The sequence below is a fragment of the Pseudomonas sp. GLN_2 genome (genome assembly GCF_043106005.1).
Lineage (GTDB): Bacteria > Pseudomonadota > Gammaproteobacteria > Pseudomonadales > Pseudomonadaceae > Aquipseudomonas > Aquipseudomonas alloputida.
The window spans coordinates 1-20474 of record NZ_JBICMC010000091.1; the positions used below are offsets into that span (position 1 = coordinate 1).

General features: G+C 61.8%; 20 protein-coding genes. 5 read left to right on the forward strand and 15 right to left on the reverse strand.

Annotated features, from left to right (window positions below):
* Positions 1-571: 571 nt before the first annotated feature.
* The 9 genes from msrQ to mrcB all read right to left on the reverse strand — a co-directional run bounded on the left by msrQ (position 572) and on the right by mrcB (position 10431).
* A complete protein-coding gene (msrQ, locus tag ACF8Q6_RS22955) occupies positions 572-1183 on the reverse strand; it encodes a protein-methionine-sulfoxide reductase heme-binding subunit MsrQ (protein WP_392493509.1) in 612 nt (203 codons plus the stop codon).
* Positions 1183-2196 carry a protein-methionine-sulfoxide reductase catalytic subunit MsrP gene (gene msrP / locus ACF8Q6_RS22960; protein ID WP_392493511.1) on the reverse strand — a complete coding sequence of 338 codons (1014 nt, stop codon included), beginning with the start codon at positions 2194-2196 and terminating at the stop codon, positions 1183-1185. Before msrP ends, msrQ begins: the two co-directional genes overlap by 1 nt.
* A 79-nt stretch (positions 2197-2275) precedes the next feature.
* Positions 2276-3127, reverse strand: coding sequence for a CDP-diacylglycerol--serine O-phosphatidyltransferase (pssA, locus tag ACF8Q6_RS22965; RefSeq protein WP_028632592.1), 852 nt, complete (start codon positions 3125-3127; stop codon positions 2276-2278).
* A gap of 150 nt (positions 3128-3277) precedes the next feature.
* Entirely contained in the window at positions 3278-4294 is a 1017-nt protein-coding gene (gene ilvC, locus ACF8Q6_RS22970; protein ID WP_003250043.1) for a ketol-acid reductoisomerase, read from the reverse strand.
* 56 nt (positions 4295-4350) lie between these two features.
* Positions 4351-4842 (reverse strand): acetolactate synthase small subunit, encoded by a 492-nt coding sequence (gene ilvN / locus ACF8Q6_RS22975; RefSeq protein WP_003250040.1) that lies wholly within the window; start codon positions 4840-4842, stop codon positions 4351-4353.
* Position 4843: 1 nt separating this feature from the next.
* Positions 4844-6568 carry an acetolactate synthase 3 large subunit gene (locus ACF8Q6_RS22980; RefSeq protein ID WP_392493513.1) on the reverse strand — a complete coding sequence of 575 codons (1725 nt, stop codon included), beginning with the start codon at positions 6566-6568 and terminating at the stop codon, positions 4844-4846.
* Positions 6569-6976: 408 nt separating this feature from the next.
* Positions 6977-7309: a YqcC family protein gene (locus ACF8Q6_RS22985; RefSeq protein WP_003250034.1), complete on the reverse strand. Its 333-nt coding sequence runs from the start codon at positions 7307-7309 to the stop codon at positions 6977-6979.
* A complete protein-coding gene (locus tag ACF8Q6_RS22990) occupies positions 7309-8094 on the reverse strand; it encodes a tetratricopeptide repeat protein (RefSeq protein WP_392493514.1) in 786 nt (261 codons plus the stop codon). The genes ACF8Q6_RS22985 and ACF8Q6_RS22990 overlap by 1 nt, the downstream gene beginning before the upstream one ends.
* Positions 8095-8109: 15 nt before the next feature.
* On the reverse strand, positions 8110-10431 hold the full coding sequence (gene mrcB / locus ACF8Q6_RS22995; protein WP_392493516.1) for a penicillin-binding protein 1B: 2322 nt from the start codon (positions 10429-10431) through the stop codon (positions 8110-8112).
* Between the two features lie 115 nt (positions 10432-10546).
* Here mrcB and ACF8Q6_RS23000 point away from each other — a divergent pair, with 115 nt between their 5' ends.
* A complete protein-coding gene (locus ACF8Q6_RS23000; RefSeq protein ID WP_392493517.1) occupies positions 10547-12109 on the forward strand; it encodes an AAA family ATPase in 1563 nt (520 codons plus the stop codon).
* 157 nt (positions 12110-12266) lie between these two features.
* The gene (locus ACF8Q6_RS23005; RefSeq protein ID WP_010955337.1) at positions 12267-12545 is read left to right on the forward strand and encodes a TfoX/Sxy family protein; all 279 of its coding nucleotides are present in this window, start codon (positions 12267-12269) and stop codon (positions 12543-12545) included.
* A gap of 181 nt (positions 12546-12726) precedes the next feature.
* On the opposite strand, the gene ACF8Q6_RS23010 is transcribed toward ACF8Q6_RS23005, so the two are convergent.
* The 4 genes from ACF8Q6_RS23010 to ACF8Q6_RS23025 all read right to left on the reverse strand — a co-directional run bounded on the left by ACF8Q6_RS23010 (position 12727) and on the right by ACF8Q6_RS23025 (position 16401).
* Positions 12727-13611 carry a ChaN family lipoprotein gene (locus ACF8Q6_RS23010; protein ID WP_392490132.1) on the reverse strand — a complete coding sequence of 295 codons (885 nt, stop codon included), beginning with the start codon at positions 13609-13611 and terminating at the stop codon, positions 12727-12729.
* Between the two features lie 104 nt (positions 13612-13715).
* Positions 13716-14483 (reverse strand): heme ABC transporter ATP-binding protein, encoded by a 768-nt coding sequence (locus ACF8Q6_RS23015; RefSeq protein ID WP_392490133.1) that lies wholly within the window; start codon positions 14481-14483, stop codon positions 13716-13718.
* On the reverse strand, positions 14483-15466 hold the full coding sequence (locus tag ACF8Q6_RS23020) for a FecCD family ABC transporter permease (protein WP_392490139.1): 984 nt from the start codon (positions 15464-15466) through the stop codon (positions 14483-14485). The genes ACF8Q6_RS23015 and ACF8Q6_RS23020 overlap by 1 nt, the downstream gene beginning before the upstream one ends.
* Positions 15467-15516: 50 nt before the next feature.
* A complete protein-coding gene (locus ACF8Q6_RS23025) occupies positions 15517-16401 on the reverse strand; it encodes a hemin ABC transporter substrate-binding protein (RefSeq protein WP_192907668.1) in 885 nt (294 codons plus the stop codon).
* A 148-nt stretch (positions 16402-16549) separates the two neighbouring features.
* On the opposite strand from ACF8Q6_RS23025, the gene ACF8Q6_RS23030 reads away from it, so the two are divergent.
* On the forward strand, positions 16550-16891 hold the full coding sequence (locus tag ACF8Q6_RS23030) for a Rieske (2Fe-2S) protein (RefSeq protein ID WP_221100956.1): 342 nt from the start codon (positions 16550-16552) through the stop codon (positions 16889-16891).
* Here ACF8Q6_RS23030 and sfsA read toward each other — a convergent pair.
* Complete coding sequence (gene sfsA, locus ACF8Q6_RS23035; protein WP_392490134.1) at positions 16857-17570, reverse strand: DNA/RNA nuclease SfsA; 714 nt, start codon at positions 17568-17570, stop codon at positions 16857-16859. The genes ACF8Q6_RS23030 and sfsA overlap by 35 nt on opposite strands.
* On the reverse strand, positions 17570-18742 hold the full coding sequence (locus ACF8Q6_RS23040; RefSeq protein WP_392490135.1) for a pyridoxal phosphate-dependent aminotransferase: 1173 nt from the start codon (positions 18740-18742) through the stop codon (positions 17570-17572). The genes sfsA and ACF8Q6_RS23040 overlap by 1 nt, the downstream gene beginning before the upstream one ends.
* Positions 18743-18952: 210 nt before the next feature.
* Here ACF8Q6_RS23040 and dksA point away from each other — a divergent pair, with 210 nt between their 5' ends.
* Both dksA and gluQRS read left to right on the forward strand, forming a co-directional pair.
* Complete coding sequence (gene dksA, locus ACF8Q6_RS23045) at positions 18953-19399, forward strand: RNA polymerase-binding protein DksA (RefSeq protein ID WP_003250009.1); 447 nt, start codon at positions 18953-18955, stop codon at positions 19397-19399.
* 63 nt (positions 19400-19462) lie between these two features.
* Positions 19463-20350 carry a tRNA glutamyl-Q(34) synthetase GluQRS gene (gene gluQRS / locus ACF8Q6_RS23050; protein ID WP_003250007.1) on the forward strand — a complete coding sequence of 296 codons (888 nt, stop codon included), beginning with the start codon at positions 19463-19465 and terminating at the stop codon, positions 20348-20350.
* The last annotated feature ends 124 nt before the right edge of the window (positions 20351-20474 follow it).

The window sequence follows — 20474 nt, forward strand, 5'->3', positions numbered from 1 at the left end:
TACGCTTTCCTCAGAGCCTGTCAAGCGTTTATTTTGAAGTTTTTTGCGAGAAACTCGTTTAGCTTCAAACACTTGGCTCGCTGCGATCTCTCGTAGCGGGAGGCGAATCATACAGCACTTGAAAGCGCTGTCAACCACCATTTTCAACCGCTTTCGATCATTCGATCGTAGCCCTTCCAGCTTTTGCCTTCACTACTTAACTCATTGAATCTCAAGGAGTTTTTCGTTCCGATGTCGCTGGAAGTGGGGCGCATTATAAGGGGATTCGAGAGGGCGTCAACCTTTAATTTCAAGAAAGTGAAATATAAGGGGGAAATACCGTATCGGGGCTGCCAAGTGTTCGCCACAACAGTTTCAGCGCCTATGAGATCGAGCGCCGCCCGCGCGGCGCTCGGTTTCATAGGCGGTGAATGTCTCAAGCCGGACGCGGGCGGCGCTCGGTCTCACAGGCGATGGATGTCTCGAGCCGGACGCGCGCGGCGCTCGATCTCACAGACGCCAGAGAAACAAAGGCGGGCCCCCTCCACAGCCATCGCTACCTCAAGACAGGCCCTTGTCAGCCCCCCCACTCTCAAACCGCCCTACCCTGCTTCCTGACAACCCTGGGAAGCGCCCGCGCAACAGCAGGTATCCGCAATACCATCAACACAGCCCCAATAAACGCATAGATCGCCCATTCCCGAAGGTCGGAACGCACGATCCAAAGGAAATGCAGCAAGCCCAACCCAAGCACCGCATACACCAACCTGTGCAGCTTCTTCCACCGCGCCCCCAGCCGCCGTTGGCTGTACCGGTTCGAGGTGACCGCCAGCACCAGCAAACCCAGGAACCCCAGCGCCCCCACGATAATGTAGGGCCGCTTGCGCAGCTCCACAGCCAACTGCCCCCAATCCAGCCCAAGAATAAAGAACAGGTAACAGAGGATGTGCAGCACTATATAAGCGAACGCCCACAACCCCAGCTGCCGGCGAACCACGATCCAACCAGACCAGCCCGTCAGCTTCTGCAGTGGCGTCATGCTCAAGGTCACCAACAGGAAGGTAAGCGCCCCAAGCCCAAGGCGGTCCATCATGATCTTCCCGGGATCAGGCCCCAGCAGGTTCATCGCCGCTTCATATAGCCACCATACCGGGAACAGGCAGCCCACGATGAAGATGGCCAAGCGAAACCAGGGGTAACGCATCAGTAGTTCTTCCGCAGATCGAGCCCGGTATACAGCGACGCCACTTCATCGGCATAGCCATTGAACATCTGCGTCTCCCGCACATTGGGGCTGAACAACCCGCTGGGCAAGCGACGTTCGCGCGCCTGGCTCCAGCGCGGGTGGTCGACTGTCGGGTTCACATTGGCATAGAAACCATATTCATCCGGCGCCAGCCCTTCCCAGGTAGTGCCGGGCTGCTCCGCTACCAGACTGATACGCACAATCGACTTGATGCTCTTGAAGCCATACTTCCAAGGCACCACCAAACGCAACGGCGCACCGTTCTGGTTGGGCAGTTCCCGGCCGTACATACCCACCGCGAGAATTGCCAAGGGGTGCATCGCCTCATCCAGGCGCAATCCTTCTCTATAAGGCCAGTCGATCAAGGCGAATCCTGAACGCTGCCCAGGCATATGCTGCGGATCCTTCAGCGTTTCGAAACGCACATAACGCGCACTGGAAGTCGGCTCAACCTGCTTGAGCACCTGAGCCAAAGGAAACCCCAGCCACGGAATGACCATCGACCACGCCTCTACGCAGCGCAGCCGATAGATCCGCTCCTCAAGCTGATAGGGTTTGACGAAGTCCTCCAATGCATAGCGTCCGGGCTTGCCCACCTCACCATCCACCACAATGGACCACGGTTCGGTTTTCAGGCTGTCGCCATTGGCCGCCGGGTCGCCCTTGTCGGGCCCGAACTCGTAGAAGTTGTTGTAGTGAGTGGCATCCTTGAACGGCGTGATCGCCTCGTCTTTCACCGTCACCGCCTGCCAGCGCGTGGCCGCGAGCTTGCCAGTGAACCAGGCCGGCGCGGCCCCCGCCTGTACATCGGCATAACGCGACATTTGCGCCGCGCCCACCCCGCCCGGCAATGCGCCTAGCGCCAGGCCAGCCAATGAGCCACCCAGCAGGGTACGACGGGAAAGGTAAATGCCTTCGGGGGTGATCTCCGACGCCTTGCACTCGGAAGACCTGGGAAGCTTGATAAGCATGAACGGCTCCATAGCACTGAGTAACGGATGTACCAGTAAGACTATGGAGCCGTGAGGTTATTCCAGCGTTAAGTGATTTTCACGCTTTGCGACGGCGCGCCCTCAGCAGGAACTGGATCGGCCCCGATGCTGCATAGGCGAGGAAGATCAACAGAAGGATACGCGGCGGGTCGCTGAACACGACGGCAAACACCAGCACCACCGCCAGGATCGCCACGAACGGCACGCGCCCCTTGAGGTCCAGCTCCTTGAAACTGTTGTACTTGATGTTGCTGACCATCAGCATGCCAGCAGCAGCCACCAGCAGCGCGACCAGGAACGACAGCTTGGAGCCCTGGATGCCATAGTCGCTGAACGCCCATACGGTGCCCGCCACCACACCTGCGGCAGCCGGGCTGGCCAGGCCGATGAAGTAGCGCTTGTCGGCGGTACCGACCTGGGTATTGAAGCGCGCCAGGCGCAACGCGGCACCGGCCACATAGATGAAGGCAACCATCCAGCCGACCTTGCCCATGTCACCCAGCGCCCAGCCGAAGGCCAGCAAAGCCGGGGCCACGCCGAAGGCGACCATATCCGACAGCGAGTCATACTCGGCACCGAAGGCACTCTGGGTATTGGTCATGCGCGCAACGCGGCCGTCCAGGCCGTCGAGCACCATGGCCACGAAGATGGCGATAGCGGCAAAAGCGAAGTACTTGCTCGCCTCGCGCGGGTCGCCGGCACTCAGGGCGCTCTGTGCGCTCATCGAGCTGATGATGGAATAGAAACCGGCAAACAGGTTGGCGGTGGTAAACAGGTTGGGCAACAGGTAGATGCCGCGGTGGCGCACCTTGCGGCCTTCGGCGTCATGCCCTTCTTCAACGTGCTCATCGACAGGTAGCAGGCTTTCGGCGTCGGAGGGCTTGTTCGGCTCTTCGGGACGTTCGCTCATGGAGGGTACCTTGCAACAGGATGGAAAATGTTCGACACGGGCCCGCGAAACAGGTTCTGACAGCGAGCCACTGGTCTGCTTTATACCAGAAGCTGGATGCCAGAACGAAAAAACGCGGCCGAAGCCGCGTTTTTCATCTTTCGATAAGACTTAGTTCTTGGTCTTGTCGACGATTTTGTTAGCCGAGATCCACGGCATCATCGAGCGCAGCTGCTCGCCGATGATTTCGATGCCGTGAGCGGCGTTGTTGCGGCGCTTGGCGGTCATCGATGGGTAGTTGGTAGCACCTTCGGAGATGAACATCTTCGCGTACTCGCCGTCCTGGATGCGCTTCAGGGCATTGCGCATGGCCTTGCGGGATTCTTCGTTGATGACTTCCGGACCAGTGACGTACTCACCGTATTCGGCGTTGTTGGAGATCGAGTAGTTCATGTTGGCGATGCCGCCTTCGTACATGAGGTCGACGATCAGCTTCAGCTCGTGCAGGCACTCGAAGTAGGCCATTTCCGGCGCGTAGCCAGCTTCGACCAGGGTTTCGAAACCGGCTTTGACCAGCTCGACGGTACCGCCACACAGAACAGCCTGCTCACCGAACAGGTCGGTTTCGGTTTCGTCCTTGAAGGTGGTTTCGATGATACCGGTACGGCCACCACCCACGCCCGAAGCGTAGGACAGTGCGACGTTCTTGGCGTTGCCGGAAGCGTCCTGGTAGATAGCGATCAGGTCAGGGATGCCGCCGCCTTTGACGAACTCGGAGCGAACGGTGTGGCCCGGGGCTTTCGGCGCGATCATGATCACGTCAAGGTCGGCACGCGGAACAACCTGGTTGTAGTGGATCGAGAAACCGTGAGAGAAGGCCAGGGTAGCGCCCTTCTTGATGTTCGGCTCGATTTCGTTCTTGTACAGAGCACCCTGGAACTCGTCCGGGGTCAGGATCATGACCAGGTCAGCCGCAGCGACAGCGGTAGCAACGTCGGCAACTTTCAGGCCGTGGGCTTCAGCCTTGGCAACGGTAGCCGAACCTTTACGCAGACCGACGGTAACGTCTACACCGGAGTCTTTCAGGTTGCACGCCTGAGCGTGGCCCTGGGAGCCGTAACCGATGATGGCGACTTTCTTACCCTGGATGATGGAAAGGTCGCAGTCTTTATCGTAGAAAACTTTCATGAAAATACCCCTGGTTATATCTCGGCCCCTGCGGAGCCATCGCTAATTTTTTGGATTTAGATGCTGAGCACTTTGTCGCCACGGGCAATGCCGGTAACGCCGCTGCGCACGGTTTCCAGAATCGATGCAGTGCCGATCGCCTGGATGAAGCTGTCCAGTTTGTCGCTGGTACCGCTCAGCTGCACGGTGTACACGCTGGCGGTCACGTCGACGATCTGGCCACGGAAGATATCCGTGGTGCGCTTGATCTCGGCACGCTGGGCACCGGTGGCCTTGACCTTGACCAGCATCAGTTCACGCTCGATGTGAGCGCTTTCCGACAGGTCGACAAGCTTGACCACTTCGACCAGCTTGTTCAGGTTCTTGGTGATCTGTTCGATCACTTCGTCATGGCCAACGGTGGTCAGCGTCAGACGCGACAGGGTCGGGTCTTCGGTCGGCGCTACAGTCAGGCTTTCAATGTTGTAGTTGCGCTGGGAGAACAGGCCGACCACGCGGGACAACGCACCTGGTTCGTTTTCCAGCAGCAGGGAAATGATGTGCCGCATATCAGGTACGCTCCGTCTTGCTCAGCCACATGTCACGCATCGAGCCATCCTTGATCTGCATCGGATAGACGTGCTCACTGCGGTCAACCGCGATGTCGATGAACACCAGACGGTCCTTCATCGCAAACGCTTCTTCCAGCTTCGGCTTGAGGTCCTTCAGGCTGGTGATGCGGATACCCACATGGCCATAGGCCTCAGCCAGCTTGATGAAGTCAGGCAGCGACTCGACGTACGAGTGCGAGTGACGACCGTTGTAGGCCATGTCCTGCCATTGGCGGACCATGCCCAACACACCGTTGTTGAGGTTGACGATCTTCACCGGCAGGCCGTATTGCATGCAGGTGGACAGCTCCTGGATGTTCATCTGGATGCTGCCTTCGCCGGTCACGCAGGCCACGTCCTGATCCGGGAAGTTGAGCTTGACGCCCATCGCCGCCGGGAAGCCGAAGCCCATGGTGCCCAGGCCACCGGAGTTGATCCAGCGGTTTGGCTTGTTGAAGCGGTAGTACTGCGCGGCAAACATCTGGTGCTGGCCCACGTCGGAAGTGACGAAGGCATCGCCATTGGTCACTTCGCACAGTGTCTCGATGACTTTTTGCGGTTTGATGACGTTGCCATCGCCCTTGTCGTAAGGGAACAACTCGCCATTGCCACGCCATTCGTCAATCTGCTTCCACCAGGCATCCAGCGCCGCCTTGTCAGGCTGCTCGCCGATTTCCTTGAGGATGCCGAGCATCTCGTTGAGCACGCTGTCGACCGGGCCGACGATTGGCACGTCGGCCTTGATCATCTTCGAGATCGACGCCGGGTCGATGTCGATGTGGATGATCTTGGCGTTCGGGCAGAACTTGGCCGGACCGTTTACAACGCGGTCGTCGAAACGCGCACCGACGGCAAAGATGACGTCGGCATTGTGCATGGCCATGTTGGCGGTGTAGCTGCCATGCATGCCAAGCATGCCGAGGAACTGGCGGTCGGTACCCGGGAAGCCACCCAACCCCATCAGGGTATTGGTGACCGGAAGGTTCAGCGACTTGGCGATTTCAGTCAGGGCTTCGGAGCCTCCGCCGAGGATCACACCGCCACCGGAGTAGACGACCGGGCGCTTGGCCGCCAGAAGCATCTCGGCAGCCTTGCGGATCTGACCGGAGTGACCGCGGACCGCCGGGCTGTAGGAGCGCAGCTTGACCTTTTTCGGGTAGACATATTCGAACTTCTCAGCCGGGTTGGTCATATCTTTTGGAATGTCGACCACGACTGGACCTGGACGACCGGATTGCGCCAGGTAGAAAGCTTTTTTCAGAACTTCAGGGATCTCGGTCGGATTCTTGATCATGAAGCTGTGCTTCACGATCGGCCGCGAGATACCGATCATGTCAGTTTCCTGGAAGGCATCGGTGCCCACCATGGTGCTAGGCACCTGGCCGGACAGAATGACCATCGGAATCGAGTCCATGTAGGCGGTGGCAATACCGGTAATGGCATTGGTTGCGCCAGGACCGGAGGTTACCAGCACCACACCGGCCTTGCCGGTGGCGCGAGCGTAACCGTCCGCCATATGGGTGGCCGCCTGCTCGTGACGAACCAGGATGTGTTCCACTTCCGGTTCTTTGAACAGTGCGTCGTAAACATGCAGGAGAGCACCACCAGGGTACCCGTAGATGTGCTTAACGCCTTCGTCACGCAAGAAGCGGACGACCATCTCAGCGCCAGATAAAAGCTCCACGTTGTTCACCTCTAAAACGCCAGAATACCGCCCTCACTGGACGGGTCTTAATAGGTTTACTGCCAAGCAGAGCATGAGCGAACGTCAGCACTGACTGAGCAAGTATTGGGAAATCCCCAGAGTGTTGCGGGGGTTTCCCACCCAGCGCGAGGTAACGCGTTGCGGGGTGTAACAGGTCGGCGCGGGTGTGCACCTCATGATCTGCTTAGCGGGTCTGCTTCTGGCAGTCCCTCTACAGCGGAAGTTGGATTCTTGTGATTCGGCGCCAACAAGTCAAGAAAAATTATTGCCAATTTTTCCCCAAGATGAATTCCTGCCACCACTAAAAATCGCTTCAGCAGCAGAATTAAGAAGATTTCCAAAAAAAAGGGCCACAATCTGCGGCCCTTGACGGAAAAACTGAAGAAATCAGGCGGAAGGAGCGATCAATTGATCAAAAGCTGCCAACAGGCGGCGTAGCTCACGACTTTGCTCCGGCCGGTCGGTAAACACGGTCTCGGCCATGACAAGGATGCTCGATGCATTGGGCAGCGGGTGGCCCAGCTCGATGATGATCTTCATGCGGGGCAGGAAGATCCATTGCAGCCACTGCTCAAAACTGAGGGTATCCACGGCGAACGGCACCGTACTGGCCAGTGCCTCGTCGCTTGGCGGCTCGTCATCCCACCAGCCTTGCACCTGCAGCTCGCGCTCGATCAAGAGCAGGTGGTCGGCAATATCCAGCACGCGTTGTTCGATCATCACGAATTGACCCGCGCCTTTTGCCGGGCCAGCGCAGCCCCAGCGCTGTCACCCTGCTTTTCACGGGCCTGGGCGATCGTGTTCCAAAGCTCTGCCTGCAGGCTTGGGCGGCCGTTGGCGTAAGTCAGGGCGCGGCGCGCCAACTGCTCGGCCTGCGCTGCATCACCTTGCGAAAGGCGCACCTGGGCAAGGCGATACAGCACCTGCGGCTCACGCGGAGCAATGCGCTGGGCACGCTCAAGGCTCGAAGCGGCACCGTTGAAGTCGCCGCTGCCCTGCTGCGTCTGCGCCGTGGTCAACAGTGCCAGCACAGGACCGTCCAGTTGCTCGTCGGCCGACAGGCCACCGGCGGCGGCGCTGCGCGGAATACCGGTTGGCGCACTGGCACTTTGCGGGGTGCTGTTCATCGCGGCAATGTCGAAGGGTTCATCGGCAATCGGGTTGGGATTGGTGGTCATCGGCGCCGAACTGACAGGCCCTGGGGTGATCGGCGAGGTACTGATCGGCGCAGCGCCATTGGACGCCGGGAATGTCTGGATGCCCGATGCGCCTGCGCCCTGCGGGATCATCACGGTGACACCGGAATCCTCCGGCAGCGTCTGCGCCTGGGCGGTGCCGGTGTTATAGCCACCCGCCGAGCGGTTGGCCTTCACGCGTTCGCTGTTGGACACGCGGGTGCTCGAGTCGACCACCGGAATATTGCCACGCGGGACGCTGGAGCACCCCTGGAGCACAGCCAACGCCGTCACGGCAGGAAACAGCCACTTGTTCACATCACACCTCATCAATGCAGCCTGTGCTTAATTCATCCAGCCTTTGACCCAGTCCATGACCGACTCAGCCGGATTTTCCTCGCCGCCACAGGTCGCGCCGGCGGGCGGTTCGCTCCCGCGAATATACGGCATCTGCACCGCTCCCGGACAGCTGGCATCAGACCCATGGCCACTGTAGGGGTCGATCCAGGCCTGCACCACGTTGTCCGGTTGCGGCATGTCCAGCGGCAGCGGGTCGGCCTTCTTCATGAAGCTGGTCCACACCTGCAAGGCGCCGGTGGCGCCGGTAAACGGTGTCTTGCCGTTATCGTCACGCCCCATCCACACCACGGCCAGCAGATCCTGACTGAAGCCGGAGAACCAGCTGTCACGCGAGTCGTTACTGGTACCGGTCTTGCCCGCCAGGGTCAGCGAGCGTGGCAAGGTGTTGTACACCGAGCGCCCTGTACCTTCGCGCATTACGCGCTGCATGGCGTTCTGCACCAGGTAAATGGCACCTGGGTCGAAGGTTTGCTGGATCTGGAATGGGTAGCGCTTGAGCGGCTCGCCCTCGGCGGTGAGCACGCTGCGGATGCCGCGCATCGGCGTGTTGAAGCCGCCGTTGGCGATGGTCTGATACATGGTTGCCACCTGCATCGGCGACATGCCACCCGCCCCCAGCAACATGGCCGGGAATGCTGGCCAGTCGACATTCACGCCCAAACGACCAATGGTCTTGATCACGTTCGGCACACCCACTTCCAGGCCAAGCTTGGCGGTCGACAGGTTGTAGGAGTTGGCCAGCCCCTGATACAGGTAGATAGTGCCATGCGGGCGGCGGTCATAGTTTTGCGGGCGCCAGACCTGGCCGTCAGCGCCCTTGACCGAAAATGGCTCGTCCTGCACCCAACTGGTCAGGGTGTACTTGCTCGGCTGCTCCAGCGCAGTCAGGTATACCGACGGCTTGACCAACGAGCCGATCGGCCGCACAGCATCGATGGCCCGGTTGAAGCCGGCGAAGCCTGCCTGGCGGCTACCGATCAGCGCCTGTACTTCACCGGTCTCAGGGTTGGTCACGACCATCGCCGCTTCCACATCGTCTGCCCCCTTGCGGCCCGCCAGGCGCTTGAAGGTCTCGCTCATCGAGGTTTCAGCCTTCATCTGCAGGATCGGGTCGAAGCTGGTAAATATACGCAGGCCCTCTTCGGTCAAGTCTTCATCGCGGTAGTCCTGGCGCAGCTGTCGCTTGACCAGGTCGAGGAAAGCCGGGAACGAGCTGTCGGCCAGGCTGCCACGCTTGGTCACGCCCAGCGGCATTTTCTTTGCCGCATCGACTTCTGCCTGGCTGGCCACGCCCTGCTCGGCCACCAGGTCGAGCACCAGGTTGCGGCGAGCCAGGGCACGCTCGGGGTGACGCCGCGGGTTGTAGTAGGACGGGCCTTTGACCATGCCCACCAACAGGGCGATCTGATGCAGTTTCAGCTCAGACAGCGGCTGGCTGAAGAAGAACTGGCTAGCCAGACCAAAGCCGTGCACCGCGCGTTGACCGTCCTGGCCGACGAACACCTCGTTGAGGTAAGCCTCAAGGATTTCACGCTTGTCGTAGTGCAGTTCGAGCAGGACCGCCATCATCGCCTCGGTCAGCTTGCGGCTGAGGCTGCGCTCGCTGGTGAGGTAAAAGTTCTTCACCAATTGCTGGGTCAGGGTACTGCCACCCTGGCGCATCGAGCCGGACGACGTGTTGACCCACATGGCCCGGACGATGGACTTTGGCGACACGCCGAAGTGGCTGTAGAACTCGCGATCTTCCGTGGCCACCAGGGTTTCGAGCAGATATTTGGGTACCTGATCGATCTTGATCAGGATGCGGTCTTCGAGATTTTTCGGGTAGATGCCGCCGATCATCAGCGGCTCCAGCCGCACCACGTCAAGCGCCTTGCCGTTGGCACCGGAAAGGCCCGCAACGTAATCGCCAGAGAAGCGCACGCGGACGAACTGCGCCGGTTCCATGCCCTCGTAGAACTGGAAGCCACGGGTATTGAGGTCGACGGTATTGCCGCTGACGGACGCAGCGCCCGGGCCATTGGCGGCGCTTTCGCGACGGTAGCCGAGCGCATCGAGCTCGGTGAGGAAGTCGTTCTTGCTCAACTTCTGGCCGGTGAACAGCTCCAGCGGTCGGGCATACACTTTGGCCGGGATGGTCCAGCGCTTGCCGGAGAACTTTTCCTGGACGACGGCATCGAGGTAAACCGCGAAGCCGGCAACGATCACCAGGCCAACCAGGCTGAGCTTCAAAGCCCAGCCCAGCCAGGCGCGGGAGCGGCCGGTCGGGCGTTTCTGAGGGGTGCGGGAATTTCGGGTTCGGGTCATGGCGGCGGATTATACGCACTTTATAAAGGCTGGGCAGACGGCCCGGCGGTAGGCAGGGACGGCACCATTGACCATAATGGCGCATTCGAATTCCCTTGCCCCGGAAGGATTTGCCGTGAGCCAAGCTCTTATTACTGCGTTGCAGAACCCTGCCCTGTACCCTCACCCCGTGGAGGGGTTTCAGCTCATCGAGACGCATATCTCCTGGGTCCTGCTCACTGGCGAATACGCCTACAAGATCAAGAAACCGATGAATTTCGGCTTCCTGGACTTCACCGGACTGGACCAGCGCCAGCATTTCTGTAACGAGGAATTGCGCCTGAACCAGCGCCTGACCGAAGGCCTGTACCTGGAAGTGCTACCGATCACCGGTAGCGTCGACGCACCGCAGATCGGTGGCGAAGGTGATGCCATCGAGTATGTGCTGAAGATGCGCCAGTTCCCCCAGGGCCAGATGCTCAACACCCTGCAGGCCAATGGCGAACTGAACGCCACGCACATCGACCAGATGGCCCGGCAGATTGCCGAGTTTCACCTGCAGGCCCCACGTGTGCCGATGGAGCACCCGCTGGGCACGCCAGAGAGCGTGATGGCCCCGGTGGAGCAGAACTTCGAGCAGATTCGCCCATTCCTCAGCGACAAAGCCGATCTGCAGCAACTTGACGCCCTGCAGGCCTGGGCCCGCAGCAGCTTCGAGCGCCTGCAAGGGCTGCTGGAAAAGCGCAAGGCCAAGGGCTTCATCCGTGAGTGCCACGGTGACATCCACCTGGGCAACGCCACCTTGATCGATGGCAAGGTGGTGATCTTCGATTGCATCGAATTCAACGAGCCTTTCCGACTGACCGACGTCTACGCCGACACCGCCTTCCTGGCCATGGACCTGGAAGACCGCGGCCTGAAATGCCTGGCCCGGCGCTTCATCAGCCAGTACCTGGAACTGACGGGGGATTACGAAGGCCTGGAACTGCTCAACTTCTACAAAGCCTACCGCGCGCTGGTGCGGGCCAAGGTCGCACTGTTCAGCATGCCGGCCGACGCTGATGGCGTTCAGCGTGCCACCACCCTGCGCACCTACCGCAACTACGCCAACCTGGCCGAAAGCTACAGCGCCATCCCGTCGCGCCTGCTGGCCATCACCCATGGTGTTTCGGCGGTGGGGAAAAGTCACGTGGCCATGCGCCTGGTCGAGGCCCTGGGTGCAGTGCGCGTGCGTTCGGACGTAGAGCGCAAGCGCCTGTTCGGCGAACAACAGCAGGCCGACGCCGGCCAGCTGAGTACGGGCATATACGACCAGGACGCCAGCGCAGCGACCTATCAGCGCCTGCACGAGGTGGCAGCGACCGTGCTGCGCGCCGGTTTCCCGGTGGTGCTGGACGCCACCTACCTCAAGCGTGAGCAACGCCAGGCTGCGGCAGAGGTTGCCAGCCAGACCGGCGTGCCGTTCCTCATACTCGACTGCCACGCGCCAGAGGCGGTCATCGCCAGTTGGCTGGAGCAGCGCCAGGCCGAAAACAGCGACCCGTCGGATGCCACGCTGGAGGTGATCAAGGCCCAGCAGGCCAGCCGTGAGGCGCTGGATGCGCAGGAGCTGGTGCACAGCACCCACGTCGATACCCAGGCTGCCGGCAGCATGGATCAAGTGATCGAGCAGATTCGCCAGCGGTTGCCTGGCCTGTAAGTTCGTCATCTTCCTGTGCCTGCCCGCCAAGGGGCAGGCACAGGCCGCTCATCCCCCGATGGCAAAAAGCCGCACATTTCCCAACGCCCGCTACACTCCTCTCAGACCTGCTCGCGATTTATCCCCCATTCCCGTTCAGCCATCGCAAGGAGGCTCGATGAACGATGAATTGCAGCATCTGAAGAACCTTGGCAAGACGTCTGCGCAGTGGCTGCATGCAGCCGGCATCCACAGTGCATCGGATTTGCGCCGCCTGGGCGCGGTGGGTGCGTACCAGGCCGTGAAGACACGAGGGTTCCGTGCATCGAAGGTGCTGTTGTATGCCATTGAAGGCGCCCTGCTGGACATGCACTGGAACGATTTGCCGCTCGAACGCAAGGAAGCACTCAACCAACAATTGGACGCGAAAAACCCTACGCAAAAAAAACCAAAATAATCGGGGTAAAGGGATTGACGGCTAAATGAGAATTGTTATGATTATCACAACTGGTCGCGAGACTGGTTGGATAAGCTAAGAGCCCCTGGTTCGGACTCTCAGATTATCTCCTCATCAGGCTAATCACGGTTATTGACCCGGCAATTTGCCGGGTCTTTTTTTTGCCTGTGCTTTTTCAGGATCAACGCCGCAGCTGCGCACAATAATCCTGCTCCGGCATCGCCGCCGTGTACCACACATAATCAGCCTCGCCAGGCTCGACTCGCTCACCCACCTCAGCCAGCAGCAAAACCTTGCTCTCTCCCGACGTCCCCAGGTCAGCCAGATGCAAGGGTATGCCCAGGTCCTTGCGCACATGGTAAGCCCCGGCAAACAGCAGTGCCGGTTGCGGTGCCGCCTGCAAGCGCTCGGCCATGCGCCGGTCGCGCTGCTGCTGAACGGCCAGCATCGCCGGTAACTGGTTTTCCGGCAGCATCCCGCAATGCCCGGCGCGCACCTGTTCCAGCAAGGCAGCCTTTACCGCGGGTGCATTGGACTTTTCGCCCTGCACCGGCGCCGGCTGTCGATAGGCCTGACGCATCTCGGCGGGCGAAAGGTTGGCGGCCAGCAACGTCACCCGATGCTGCAAGGCTTCGGTGACAATCGGCCCGTACAACTGCCAATCCCAGCCCTCCTGCCAGGCGAGTGCCTTGGGCAAGTCTTCCGGCAAAGGCTGCCCCACCAGCTTGTCCACCCGCGATTGCTGGCCGGGCTGCAGCATCTCCAGCAACAGGCTGCCCTGAGTGCGCTGGCCTTGAAGAGCGCGCAGCAGCCACAGTTGCAGCGCGTGATGGTCAGGGTTGTCATGCTTCTCGCCGACAAGCACTCGGGGTGCATCGGCCAGGTGCTGCACCAGCGTTTCAGGGCTTATGACCTGCCCATTGGACAGGTCGACAATCTTTCCCAGCTCGGCGTGCGTGCGACCTTCACTGCTCTGCCAGGCGGGCAACGGCGGCAGGCTGGCCTGACAGCCGCCTATCGCCAGTACCAGGCACAGCGAGAAACCGGACAGCATCGGGTGTCGCATCGGCAGTTACTCCATGTCATCCACACTTTAAATGGCCTGCACCGGGGGCGGGCCGGTCGCAAGACAAGGCCACTTTCACAAAGGCCCTGCACGCGTTGAGAACATCAACGGGTGATGATCAGCGGGTGCCCGCGCTCGGGGTGCGCCTGCACCAACACGTCAATACCGTACACCGCCTTCAGTGCCGCTGGGGTCAGTGCCTCTTCGGGCGTGGCAAACGCGTGGCAGCGCCCCTGTTCCAGCAACAGGATACGGTCACAGTAACGTGCCGCCAGGTTCAGGTCATGCAGGATCACCAACACTGCAGCACCGCAGTCGGCGAAGCGGCGTACGGCTTCCAGGGTGGTGTGCTGATGCAGCGGGTCGAGCATCGAGGTCGGTTCGTCGAGCAACAACGTGCTGCCCTCCTCCCCCGGCCATAGTTGCGCCAGCACGCGGGCCAGGTGTACCCGTTGCCGCTCGCCGCCGGAAAGCGCCAGGTAGCTGCGCTCTACCAGGTGCCAGGCATCTGCCGCCCGCAACGCCGCTTCGACAATTTCCGCATCGCGCCGCTGACCGGTGCCATGAGGCATGCGCCCCATGCCTACCACCTCCTCCACCCGAAACGAGAAACCCAGGCTGGACACCTGCGGCAACACTGCCAGGCGCCTTGCCCGTTCCTGTCCGGCCCAATCGCCCAGCGGGCGGCCCTGCAGCGTTACCCGCCCGCGGTCGGGCGCCAGTTCACCGCACAGCACACTCAGCAGGCTGCTCTTGCCGGCACCGTTGGGACCGAGCACACCCACGACCTGCCCCGGAGGCAACTGCAGGTGAATGTCGTGCAGCACCTCATTGCTGCCCCTGCGCAGGTACAGGCCCTCTGCATGCAACATCAGCCGCGCCCTCGCATCAGCAGGAACAGGAAGAACGGCGCACCAATGAAGGCCGTGACGATACCTATCGGCAGCTCGGCAGGCGCCAGCAGCAGCCGCGCCGCCAGGTCGGCGAACAACATCAGTACACCGCCGGCCAGCAGCGAGGCAGGCAGCACCACACGGTGATCAGGCCCGGCCAGCAGACGTACCAGGTGCGGCACCACCAGGCCGATGAAGCCGATCAACCCGGCTGCCGCCACTGCCGCCCCCACGCCCAGCGCCGTGCAGAACACCAGCTCACGCTTGAGCCGCTCCACGTCAACGCCCAGGTGACGCGCCTCCGACTCACCCAGCAACAGGGCATTCAGCGCCTTGGCCCGGCGCGGCAGCCACACCGCCACCCCTGTCGCCACCAGCAACAATGGCCACAGCCGCTCATAGCTGGCGCCATTGAGGCTGCCAAGGTTCCAGAACGTCAGCGTGCGCAAGGTGGCGTCATCGGCCAGGTAAGAGAACAGCCCCACGGCCGCGCCCCCCAGCGCGGTCATGGCCACGCCAGCCAATAGCATCGTGGCGACGTTGGTCTGGCCATCGCGGCGCCCCAGGCGGTAGACCAGCGCAGTTACCCCAAGCCCGCCGACAAACGCGCAGAACGACAGCAGATAAGGCGCGAAAGCATCCGGCAGGCCGCCAAACCAGGCGCCGCCAACAATGGCAACCGCTGCCCCCATCGCAGCGCCGGCGGCAACCCCTACCAGCCCGGGGTCGGCCAGCGGGTTGCGGAACAGCCCCTGCATGGCCACCCCGGACAGCGCCAGCACCGCGCCCACCGCCAATCCCAACAGGGTACGGGGCAGACGGATCTGGCCAAGGATCATCTCGGCCTGCTGCAGGCCATCTTCGGAAACGCGCAGCCCCAACAGGCGCAGGCCAGCGCGCAGCGTATCGAACATCGGCAGGCTGACTGGCCCCAGCGCCAGTGACAGCCAGATTGCCAACAGGCACAGCAGGCTCAGGCTAATGAACAACGTACGTGGAGAGACCCGCTGTTTCATTGTGCGAAGCTGGCCTGAGCAGCCGGGTAGAAGGTGGCTGCCAGCGACTGCAAGGTCGCCGGTAGCCGAGGCCCGAGCCCGCCGACCAGCAGCGTCGGGTCCAGTGAGACCAGGCGTTTCTCACGCACGGCCCGCGAAGCAGCCAGCGCGGGGTTTTCTTTCAACAGCGCCTGCAAGGCCTGCTCATCGGCCAGCGCCCGGTCGGAAAACACGATCACATCCGGGTCAAGCGCCGCCAAGGCTTCGTTGGAGAAGTTCTTGTAGCCTGGGTGCGCGGCCAGGTTACGCCCACCCGCCTGGTCCAGCAGCCAGTCACCGGCCGTGCCTTGCCCGGCGATCAGCGGCTTGGCCCCGGCATGGCCGACCAGCAGCAACACCCCAGGAGCCTGCTGCCCGGCCTGGGCCAGCTTGACGTTGGCATGCAACGCATCGAGCCGCTGGCGGTAGTCCGCAGCAAGCGCGGACGCTTGCTGCTCTGCACCGAGCAACTGCCCCAGGTGCCTGAGGTTTTCATCTACAGCCGGCAGCTCGGCCTTGCTGGAGAACAACTCGACCCGCACGCCGGCCTTGCGGATTTGCGCCAGTACCGGTGGCGGCCCCATTTCCTCGGTGCCGACCAGCACATCCGGGCGCAGGCTGAGAATGCCCTCGGCCGACAGTTGTCGCTGATAACCCACACTGGGCAAGGCTTTCAACGAGGCCGGGTGCTGACTGGTAGTGTCCACACCAACCAGGCGCGCTTCACCTCCCAATGCGGTTATCCACTCGCTCAAGGCGCCACCCGCGCTGACCCAGCGTTGCGGCAGCTCGGCTGCCAAGGCTTGGGTAGAGAGCACAAGGCTTGCACACAGAGCGAGAAAAGCAGCTGGACGGCGCATCATCGGGTTCCTTCTGAAGGCGGGCTACACGCCTTGTGGCGAGCGGCGGAACTGCGCACCATAGGCAGCCGGGCGCAGCGAATGCGATCAATTTGATAATTATTCGCATTGGAGCGTCAAGCCATCACGTGTTTCACGGGTCATCCTTGCCATGCACTTCCTTTGTACATCCCTTGGCCTCGCTGAGGGCCAAAGCCGCGCCTTCAGCGTAGACGGCCTCGAACTGTTCGGCGTGCGTCGCCAAGGCCAGGTGTACCTGTACCGCAACCGCTGCCCGCATCGGGACATCCCGCTGAACTGGGCAGAGGACGCGTTTCTGGATGACAGCGCCAGCCTCATCCACTGCGCCCATCACGGTGCGCTGTTCCTGATAGAAAACGGCGAATGCGTGGCAGGCCCCTGTGAGGGTGAGCAGCTGCAGCCCCTGGGCTGCCACGAAGACAGCCAGGGCATCTGGTTCAAGGGGTCAGCAGCACCGGCAAGCGGCGATTGATGACGATACCCTCGGCGTCCAGCCGAGTGCCGTAGGCCAGCACCTCCACCCCGTCCGCTACGGCAGCGCGCAGCGCCTGGGCGTAGGCTGTATCAATTTCTTCAGCCGGGCGCACAGCGTCGATACCGGTCAGGTTCACGCAATACAGCTGCACGGCCCGCACGCCCTGCCGGGCCAGCTTTGCCAGCTCACGCAAGTGTTTCGCACCACGTTGAGTCACCGCATCAGGGAAGGCCGCAACTGCAGTGTCGGGGTAGCCCAGCGTCACACTCTTGACCTCGACATAGGCCGGGGCACCCTCGAACTCCAGGCGAAAGTCGATACGGCTGCCTTCCTCGCCATAGGCCACTTCGCGCTTGAGTGCAGTGAAACCGGCCAGTTCAGTGATTGTGCCGGCGCGCAGGGCCTCTTCGACCAACGCATTGGCCCGCCCGGTATTCACGCAGGCCAACCGCCCCTGGGGGGTTTCGCTGATTTCCCAGGTCCCTGGCAGCTTGCGCTTTGGGTCGTTGGAGCGGCTGAACCACACCTGCCCACCTTCACGCATGCAGTTGAGCATGGAGCCGGTATTCGGGCAGTGGATAGTCATCTGCTCGCCGCTGGCCAGTTCGATATCGGCCAGAAAACGCTTGTAGCGACGCAGCAGGCGACCCTGCTCGAGTGTAGGAGAGAAACGCATCAGCCTTGCCAGCTCTGCAGGCCACGGGCAATACGCTGCACCGCTTCTTCCAGGCGCGGCAGGCTCTGGGTATAAGCGAAGCGCACATGGTGCCCGGCCAGGTGGCGACCGAAGTCCAGGCCCGGCGTGAACGCCACGTGCTCGGTTTCCAGGAAGTGTCGGCAGAATGCGAACGCGTCCCCGCCAAAAGCGCTGATATCGGCATACAGGTAGAACGCGCCTTGCGGCTCGACGGCAATGCGGAAGCCCAGTTCACGCAGGGCGGGCAGCAGGTAGTCGCGACGGCGGGCGAATTCGGCGCGGCGCTCTTCGAAAATGGCCAGCGCCTCGGGCTGGAAACAGGCCAACGCGGCATGCTGGGCCATGCTCGGCGCACTGATGTACAGGTTCTGCGCCAGTTTCTCCAGGTCGGCGACCGCACCGGGCGGGGCCACCAGCCAGCCAAGGCGCCAACCGGTCATGCCGAAATACTTGGAAAAACTATTCAGAACAAATGCCGAGTCGTCGACTTCCAGCACGCTTGGCGCGTCCATGCCATAGGTGAGGCCATGGTAGATTTCGTCCACCACCAGATGGCCATGCCGCTCCTGGGTGGTTTTGGCCAGGCAGGCCAACGCCTCGCGCCCCAGCACGGTACCGGTCGGGTTGGCCGGCGAAGCGACCAGGGCTCCGACGGTGTCCTTGTCCCAGTAGCGCTCAACCAGGTCGGCAGTCAGTTGGTAGTTCACATCCGGGCCCACCGGTACCAATTGGGCCCCGCCCTCGACCAGGCGCAGAAAGTGGCGATTGCACGGGTAACCCGGATCGGCCAGCAGCCAGTGCTTGCCCGGGTCCACCAGCAGGCTGCTGGCCAGCAGCAGCGCGCCGGAGCCACCTGGGGTAATAAGGATGCGTTCCGGGTCGATGTTCAGGCCATAGCGCTGCCCATAAAAACCGGCAATTGCCTCACGCAGTGCCGGCAGACCGCGTGCGGCGGTGTAGCGCGTGTGCCCGGCGGCCAGCGCGGCTTGGCCGGCCGCGACGATTGGGGCGGCCGTGGTGAAGTCCGGCTCGCCGATTTCCAGGTGGATCACGTCGTGCCCGGCCGCCTGCAGCTCGTTGGCCCGCGCCAGCAGCGCCATGACGTGGAAAGGTTCGATGGCGCGGCTGCGCGCACTGTAGGGTTGGGCCATGACCTTCTCTCAATTGGGTCTAAACTGGAGATTCTACCTCTGCACACCACCGAACGTACCGCTCAGGCCGGTGTCAATTAGCAGGATCGGGCGGGGTAGCGCACCCCCGATCTATCTGGTAAGTTCGGCGGCTCGCAGTCGCAGGGCCGGCGGTCGCCGGAGATGGAGCATCCTGCGCATTGGATCAGATGAGTGAGAGGCGGTCTATTCATGTCCACCCTAGAAAAGCAAAAAGCCAACCAGAATCTTTATGGGGTTGCACCCTATCAGGAGACCAAGGGTGAGGAGTACATGGGTGAGCCCATGCGCAAGCACTTCACCAAGATCCTCACTGGCTGGAAGCAAGAGCTGATGGTCGGCGTCGACAAGACCGTTGACCATATGAAAGAAGAAGCAGCCAACTTCGCAGATCCCGCAGACCGCGCATCTCAGGAAGAGGAATTCGCCCTCGAACTGCGCAACCGCGACCGCGAGCGCAAGCTGATCAAGAAAATCGATAAAACCCTGCAGAAGATTCAGGACGAAGAGTACGGCTGGTGCGAGTCGTGCGGCATCGAGATCGGCCTGCGCCGCCTGGAAGCCCGCCCTACCGCCGACCTGTGCTTCGACTGCAAGGAAATTGCCGAGAAAAAGGAAAAAACGGTCGGCAAAGGCTGATCTTTCTTCCACCTGAACGGGGCGCATCATGCGCCCCGTTTCATTTATATGCCCAGCCTGACCATGACCGACTCCAGCTACATCGGGCGCTTCGCCCCCACCCCCAGCGGCTTCCTGCACTTCGGCTCGCTGGTCGCCGCCCTCGCCTCCTGGCTCGATGCCCGCGCCGTCAACGGCCGCTGGCTGCTGCGCATGGAAGACACCGACCCGCCCCGGGAAATGCCCGGCGCCCGCGATGCCATCCTCCAGACACTGGAACGTTATGGCCTGCACTGGGATGGCGAAGTGGTATTCCAGAGCCAGCGCCACGATGCCTATGCTGCCGTGGTAGACCGCCTGTTCAACATGGGCCTGGCGTACGCATGCACCTGCTCGCGCAAGCAGCTGGAACGCTACAACGGCATCTACCCAGGCTTTTGCCGCAACGCCGGGCATGCCCGTGAAGGGGCAGCCATCCGCTTGCGGGTGCCAGAGCTGATCTACCGCTTTACCGACCGAGTGCAGGGTGAGTACCAGCAACACCTGGGGCGTGAGGTGGGCGATTTCGTCATCCAGCGTCGTGACGGGTTGTACGCCTACCAGCTGGCCGTGGTGCTGGACGATGCCTGGCAGGGTGTTACCGACATCGTGCGGGGTGCCGACCTGCTCGACAACACCCCGCGCCAGCTGTACCTGCAGGAACTGCTGGGCTTCTCACAGCCGCGTTACCTGCATATTCCGCTGATCGTGCAGCCGGATGGGCACAAGCTGGGCAAGTCGTACCGTTCGCCGCCACTGCAGGCGGAGCATGCTACCCCCCTGCTGCTGCGGGCATTGCGGGCGCTGGGGCAGGAGACAGACCCGGAACTGCTGTTGGCGACGCCGGCAGAGGTGCTGGCAGTCGCGCGCACGCAATGGCGGCCGGAAGCGATCGCGCAGCGGACCACCGTGCCAGAGGCTGATCTGCGCTGAACCTTCCGGCCTCTTCGCGGGCGCGCCCGCGCCCGCAGGGTCCTCAATAAACCTAGAGGCAACGCTTTACCTGTAGGAGCGGGTTCACCCGCGAAGAGGCCGGCACATTCATTCCACCTCTCAA